This window comes from Mesorhizobium sp. WSM4847, from assembly GCF_055811335.1.
In genome coordinates this window covers 39,715-45,826 of sequence record NZ_JBVVPY010000037.1, presented here as the reverse complement: position 1 = coordinate 45,826, position 6,112 = coordinate 39,715, and the positions used below count along the sequence as shown (strand labels likewise).

Genomic DNA, 6,112 nt, shown 5'->3' with positions numbered 1-6,112 from the left:
AGAACCTGTCCCATAGCGCATCCTTTGATTCGGACGGCAATGATGCGCCATTAAAGTCCGGGATCAAACACCTAGGGTCACGTTGCAACCAAGTTCGAATGTCGCGTTGCTGGCAAAGTAGAAATGTCGCAAAGGGGCAATTCGCAGGGCAGGTCGCAGCAATTTAGAAGCGCGACAGTGACGCGCTTCTTGGCGCCGACGTGAGTACCCGATCGGGCGTAAGCTGGTCGGGGTTGCGCAGCCCGATCGGGTGCGGCTCAGCCAAGCTCCTCGGCTTTAGCTTTGAGAGCTGCCGCTACGGAGGAGCTTCGTTGGCCGAGGTCGACCGCGGCGGGACCCTGTATTCGCTCAGCATCGTGACGACATCGGCGATCCGACTCTTGTCACTCTCCGTCAGCCGCAGATCGAGGTCGTCGGGGGTGCGCCCGACTTCCGGGACGGGGGCGTCAGCGGGCGCTTGCTCTCGCCGAGCGGAACCAGGCGGCCTGCCGCGCTTGCGACCACTCCTCACATAACCGTTGCTCTCAGCGCCGTCAGGGATTCCGAACATATGGTCGGTCTGACCGGTGCGGCGTGGCCCGCGCTTGCTGCGTTGCAAGTCGCGGCCAACCTGCATCTCGGCAACCATCTCCAGAACGGCGTCCAGCCGCTTGTTCTCGACGATTGCCGAACGATGGACAGCGCGCAGCTCATCGAAGGCTTTGTAGGACAGGGCAACGCCTCATGCCTGATCTCGAGACGGCCATCGGGATAGTCGCAGATGACCACCTTCTTGCGGGCGAGCTTCTTCGCGGTCTCGGTCGGGTGGAGAATGAACATCACCTTGTCATAGCGCAGCGTCAGGGCGTCGGTCAGCGTACGGACCTCCTTGCGGCACAGGGCGCCGTCCAGGTTGTCATGAGCGGCGAGGGGACGGTGCATGTCCTTCGGGTTGCGCGGCTCCTTGGCAAAGCGCACGTTGAAGTCCGCCATGAACTCAGTCGCAAAGACATTGGCCGCTTCGATCGTGCTGATGCCGCGCAGGCGCATCTCCTTTACAAGCCGGTCCTGCAGCGTCTGGTTGGCGCGCTCGACGCGGCCCTTCGCCTGTGGGGAGTTGGCGCAGATGATGTCGATGTTGAGCTCGTAGAGCGCCCGGCCGAACTGCGTCAGGCCGCTGCCGCGGTCCAACTTAGAGCCATGCGTTGTGCGGAAGATGCCGTGCTTGTCACTGTAGAATGCCAGCGGCTTGCCCCATGCCTCGAGATAGGCCTTCGCTGCATGAAAGTAGTCGAACGTGTTCTCCGACCCGGCAAAGCGCAAATGTAACAGCCGGCCGGTCGCGTCGTCGATGAAGACGAGTAGGGCGCATTTGGGCCCGCGCCCCTCGAACCACCAGTGATGCGAGCCGTCGATCTGCACCATCTCGCCAAGACAGTCGCGCCGGCCGCGCGGCTGATGCAGCCTCCGCTTGCGCTCCCGCCGCAACGTCCAGATGCCCGCCTCCGTCATCCATTTGCGCAAGGTCTCCTTGCTTACCCCAAGCTGGTGCCGCTCAAGCAGCTTCTCGCGCGCCAGCGTTTGAACAAGGTCCAGAGCGGCTCGAAAGCGTGGTTCAACCGAGCGACCTCCACAGCGTCGCCGGACTGCGCTGCACGCGTCAGCGCAAGCGCTGGGACCGCCAGCAGACCTGCCGCAACGCTGTACCAGGTGTCACATCCGGCAAGCAGGGCATCGGCCGCGCCCCAATCGCCGCTGTATCCGATTGTGAAAGTGTCCGGGGTTATCTGCCGCAGACGTGCCAGTTCACCCGCGTAATCGTCATTCGCCGCCAGAGGCATTTTCAAGGCGACGATGTTGGACACCGCTGACAGCCGGGCAATCGATGCGTCGCTGAATGTGAAGCGCGTGGTGCTTGGATTGTTGTAAATGCACAAAGGCAGGTCCCCCGCCTCGGCCACCGCGACGAAGTGCTGGAAGACTTCGTCCTCGTTCAGGGGAACGTAGGACATCGGTGCCAGGAGCAGGCCGTCAGCGCCAGCGAATTTGGCATCGCGCGCCAGAGCCTGAGCTTCGTTGGTACGCAGTGTACCCACACCCACGACAAGAGGCGTTTTGCCGCCGATGCACTCCACGGCAGCCTGGACGGCACGCCTGCGTTCTTCCCTCGTGAGGTAAGCATAGCCGCCCGTGCTTCCGAGCAGCCCGATAGAGTCTGCTCCCGCGTGGTGAATGCGCTCGAGAAAACGAGCCAGTGCCTCGGTGTCGACATGCCCTTCCCCATCGGTTGGCGTGAGGGGGAACGCCGACAGGCCACGAAACAAAGGTCATCATCTATCCTTTCGAAACTACATACGGGAAAGCAGCATGCGCAGCCCGGCGAACGCGAAGAACATTGCCAGCAGACTTTCGATCCAGCGGCGACAGCGGCGATACAGAGCCACCATCGGCGGTGTGGAGAAGACAATGGCGTAGCCGCAGAAGATCGTGATACTTAGGACGGCGCAGCCACCCAATATCGCCGCGATGCTCTGCCACGACGAATTCGGGCCGATCCCCAGCGTGACGAGCGCGATCCATGCCAGCACGGATTTTGGGTTCGCCAAATGCATCAAGAGGCCCCTTCTATACAGCTCCCCCCTTGAAAGAGCGACTTCGTCGGCCGAGGCGCGCGCCGCCAGCTTCTCGTTCGACGTAAGCGCCGAGCGTCCCGCCCTGAAGGCAAGGTATAGCAGGTAGAGGCCTCCCAAAATCTGCAGAACGAGCAGTGCCTTGGCGTACCTGGCCAACAGGGCGGAGATGCCGGTCGAGGCCATCAAACCCCAGAAGATCGAGCCGCTGACAACACCCGAGGCGAGCATGAGCGCAGCACCTCTGCCGCGAGCCATCGCCACGCCCATGATGCGCATGTTGCTGGGGCCGGGGCTTCCCGCGGCAATGACATATGCAGCAAAGACAATGAGCAACTGATGGAGATCGACATTCATTCTCTGAGCCCTTGAGATTCTCATTCAAATCATTAATGCGACCGCTCGACCGGAAACGCCATTTGGTGATGGCGATAGCTTGGCTGACGATCCTGCAGCCCGGCATCAACGCGTTCAGCCCTTCGGCTAGGGCATCTGTCGCCTCCGCCAGCGCTTTGTCGGGCATGGTTTCCAACGCCTCCAATATGAACCACATCCGGCCTGTTGCGGCCTCAAGGCGGGTTCGAGTTCCTTGTCGCCAGTTCCAGCGTCTGCAAGTGACGCCAATGTCGTCGCGCCAGATGACCTCTCCCAATAGGGGAGGATCGTCGACTGCCTCCCCGTTCATCAGAGTGTCGAACGTCTCACTCCCGTCCGCGATCGTCAGGAAGGGTCTCCCGACATAGGCGTCGTGGTTCTCCGCCCACCGGGATTGCGTATTTCAGGCTGACGGCGTTGTAGAGATCGACGACTGGGTTGATCGTCGCAAGGGTGCCGTCTTTCAGAACCCGCTTTCTGAGGGCCTGGGCTGAGCACGGCGTGCGGCTAGGCTTCGCGCCAAAGAGGACGTAGGCGTCGGACCAACTCGCCAGATGAGCTTCTGCCCAAGCCGGGCCACCCGCCAACGCGCAATCGCAGGCTTCAGCAAGCAATCGAGGATCGAAATGTCCTTCTCCAGCTGAAGTGGCATCGACGTAGACGCTCACGGCTCTAAATCCCGATGCAATATTCTGAATTCGACCATCGATGATGGGATCCTCAAACATCCAGGCAACTCCATCAATTCAAGGGCAAGCAATCCATGAGCGGCGCGACCAGAGACGATCGCGTCCTTGACTGCAGACCAATATTGCAGCTCACTGGCCCAAATTAAACTGCCACTTATGGAGATTTTAACTGGTCCAGTATAAGGAGGGTTCTCGCAGGACAGGAGCGACGCGTCGAATTTATCAGTCCCTGCTCAAGCAGATCCAGGCCGGAGTGTACGGTGTCAGTGACGCTCTACCTTCAAGTCGGTCGCTTGCGGAAGAACTGGAGTTTTTCAAGGGCGACCGTGACCGCCGCATTCGACCAACTCATTCGAAGGGCTATGTCTGGGTACAGCAGGGACGGAAAGCGTCGGTTGCGGCCGCAGGGCGGCCGAGCCAGGTCACCCCGGCCGACCGTTCGGCGATGGCCACACGTCAACTCGTGCGATGGCTCTGCCGTCGAACAGCACCGCCGGGAGGCCGCCGCTCAAGTTCGATTTCCGCTACGGGCATATCGCGTCAGCGGACTTTCCAACGGCTCCCTAGCGAAAGGCGATGAACACCGCCTTCCTCATGCGTCGCGACAGATTGGGATACGATGGCCCGGCAGGAAGCCAATCCTTGCGAGATGTTTTGCAGGGCTACGTCTGGCGCTCAAGGGGCATCAGTTGCGATCTCGACCAGATCATCGTTGTGAACGGATCGCAACAGGCGCTCGACCTCTGCGCTCGGGTCCTTGTCACCCCCGGTGACCGGGTCGTGGTCGAAGACCCGTGCTATGCCATGGCCAAGAACGTCATGCTCGCAGTCGGAGCGCACACCGTTGCTGCCCTGTGGCGCTCATGGCATGGACACCACGAAGCTGCTCGAGGCTGGCGACATTGCGGTGGCGTACGTGACTCCGAGCCACCAGTTCCCCCTGGGAGGGCCCTGGGAGGGGGGTTGCCTGCTGCGCATCGCCAGGCATTGGAGTGGGCCGCGTCGGCAAATGCCTACGTCATCGAGGACGATTACGACAGCGAGTATCGGTACGACGTTGGCCCCATACCGCCTCTCCATCTGTCTGGACGGGGCCGCGTCATCTATGTCGGACGGTCTCGAAGAGGCTGTCACCAACGCTCAGGCTCGGATACATCGTGCTTCCGCATCCACTTGTCGATGCCTTCATCGACTGCAAGCGGATTGCCGATCGGCACACATTCACGTTCGAGCAAGAGGCTCTCGCCGCGCTGATCGAGACTGGTGCTTACGAGCGGCATGTCCGCAGGATGCGAAGACTTAACGCAGAAAGACGCGCCGTATTTCTGGCGTCAATGATCCGCGCAATTGCGGACGATATCGAGATCGTCGGCACGACTGCGGGACTTCACGTCGTCGTGTGGCTCAACACGATTTGCGCCGGGCAAGAGGCGCGTTTCGCAGATACCGCTCGAAACCACCATATCGGAATCAATCCCGTCACACGCCTGTTCTCATCCCCGACCGATGAACGAGCCGGATATATCTTTGGCTATGCATCCATGTCTGTCGATCATCTCGCCAAAGGAGTGGAAAAATTACCTCGCGCATACCTCGGCTTCGTCGGCGAAGCGGCCCCCCAAGCGGGACCGGGGGCGACAACGGGAAGTTATCGATGATCAGATAGTTTCCATTGCAAGAGGTACCCACGCATCCGCTGTTTCTGTGACCTGGAGAGAAAACGTTTTCGGGTAGGGCGGTTTTCGGATCAACCACGCGTCGCCCGTCTCGCCTCATCAGCTGTTAGGGGCAGCGAGACCGTGCAAAACCAGATCAAGATGGGCTTCGATATACCTCGGCGTTTCGAGATCGAGACGACCGTCGTGGATCAAGGTTTCGACGATCAGCGACAACGCAGGCGCAAGTATGACGCGTGCAACCGCCGCAGGCCCGTCCCGAAACTCACCCTGACGGACACCTTCGTCGATGAGCGTCTGCGCCGTGACGAGGATCGGCTCGATGAGCTCTGCGTGATGCGCATCAATGAGCTGGGGAAAACGCACGCCCTCAGAAATAGCGAAGCGGAGCAATTCCCGGGTTCTGCGGTCCCCCATAACGCGTTCGTAGAAAAGCAGGATCAATGACCTCAGCCGCTCGGCGTAACTTCCGGTCAGTTCCTTGGCGTCGGCTAGAACGTCCTCGAACGGTACCGCGATATGCCGTGCCATGGCAGAAAAAAGAACTTCCTTCGTGGGGAAGTAGACATAGACCGTCCCCTTTGTCACTCCTACCCGCGCGGCAATATCTTCCACGCGCGCCGCCGTGTAGCCCTGTTCGATAAATTCCTCAAAGGCAGCATCGAGAATCTGGGCAGGCCGGAGAGCCTTCTGTTCAGCACGCGTCAGCTTTTTCATGTTCACACTCCCTTACGAACAGATCCTAAAGGCCTTACCCTGTCGC

General features: G+C 60.4%; 3 protein-coding genes and 4 pseudogenes. 2 read left to right on the top strand and 5 right to left on the bottom strand.

Translation table 11 applies throughout. The features are described from left to right. Positions 1–430: 430 nt before the first annotated feature. The 4 genes and pseudogenes from AC0L28_RS32470 to AC0L28_RS32455 all read right to left on the bottom strand — a co-directional run. Positions 431–1,644, bottom strand: a pseudogene (locus tag AC0L28_RS32470) (ISNCY family transposase); the annotation flags it as partial. Next, a pseudogene (locus AC0L28_RS32465) lies at positions 1,554–2,303 on the bottom strand (dihydrodipicolinate synthase family protein); the annotation flags it as partial. The pseudogenes AC0L28_RS32470 and AC0L28_RS32465, both read right to left, overlap by 91 nt. 24 nt (positions 2,304–2,327) lie before the next feature. Next, positions 2,328–2,966, bottom strand: coding sequence for a LysE family translocator (locus tag AC0L28_RS32460; RefSeq protein WP_473482472.1), 639 nt, complete (start codon positions 2,964–2,966; stop codon positions 2,328–2,330). 67 nt (positions 2,967–3,033) lie between these two features. Continuing rightward, positions 3,034–3,712 (bottom strand): annotated as a pseudogene (locus tag AC0L28_RS32455) (B3/B4 domain-containing protein); the annotation flags it as partial. 537 nt (positions 3,713–4,249) lie between these two features. On the opposite strand from AC0L28_RS32455, the pseudogene AC0L28_RS32450 reads away from it, so the two are divergent. Both AC0L28_RS32450 and AC0L28_RS32445 read left to right on the top strand, forming a co-directional pair. After that, positions 4,250–4,453, top strand: a pseudogene (locus AC0L28_RS32450) (MocR-like pyridoxine biosynthesis transcription factor PdxR); the annotation flags it as partial. A gap of 212 nt (positions 4,454–4,665) precedes the next feature. Then, positions 4,666–5,331: an aminotransferase class I/II-fold pyridoxal phosphate-dependent enzyme gene (locus AC0L28_RS32445; protein WP_473482470.1), complete on the top strand. Its 666-nt coding sequence runs from the start codon at positions 4,666–4,668 to the stop codon at positions 5,329–5,331. Positions 5,332–5,448: 117 nt separating this feature from the next. Here the strand turns inward: AC0L28_RS32445 and AC0L28_RS32440 are convergent, their stop codons facing one another. Next, positions 5,449–6,066, bottom strand: coding sequence for a TetR/AcrR family transcriptional regulator (locus AC0L28_RS32440; protein WP_473482468.1), 618 nt, complete (start codon positions 6,064–6,066; stop codon positions 5,449–5,451). Between the last annotated feature and the right edge of the window lie 46 nt (positions 6,067–6,112).